The organism is Vibrio sp. 2132-1 (assembly GCF_033344315.1).
Genome location: NZ_JAWPON010000670.1, coordinates 1 through 565 on the forward strand (window position 1 = coordinate 1; position 565 = coordinate 565).

Annotated in this window: 1 protein-coding gene; it reads right to left on the reverse strand. The window is 49.0% G+C overall.

The features are described 5' to 3' along the window. A partial coding sequence (locus R8N47_RS27300; protein ID WP_318186378.1) for a Card1-like endonuclease domain-containing protein occupies nt 1–565 on the reverse strand: 565 nt, incomplete at both ends.

A 565-nucleotide genomic window follows, 5' to 3' on the forward strand; every position in this document is an offset into this window, starting at 1 on the left:
TCACGCAAAGATTCCAGTTTGTACAGCGTATCGTCACCATCATCGCGCATGCCTTTCGTTTTACACTCAATGATGTGCAGCTTGTTATTTACAACCGTTGCTACGTCTAGCTCGTTACGTACTTCACTTTCACCCAGCTTACGATATACCTGAACATTCAAAGAGCGGTCTTGAATCGTTGGCATAGTGTCTTGGATTTGCTTCACAGTGCTGTGAACCAGAGTCTCCAACCATTCGCCGTTAGAGAATCGACGTGCGTCTTCGTTCGCGAAGGTCAAAATGCCATTTTCGTAATTCGCGATCTGTGCTTCGACAAGATCCGACAGCAGCATGTTGAGTTCACGGTAGCATTGTTGCTTCTCAGACAGCTCCACATCCAGCTTCTGCTCCTTACGGCAGGTTGTCGCAAGGTAGTTGAGTGTCGCCAAGCCTGGGCCCAATTCAAGCGCATTTGACGCCCAGCGTTCACCAAGCTCATACAGTTTTTGATCAAGAAGAGGAGGAAGGTCTACGTGGTGGAACTCGCCGCGCGCCCCGAAAATGGTTAGGTAGTCGGAGATAGTAA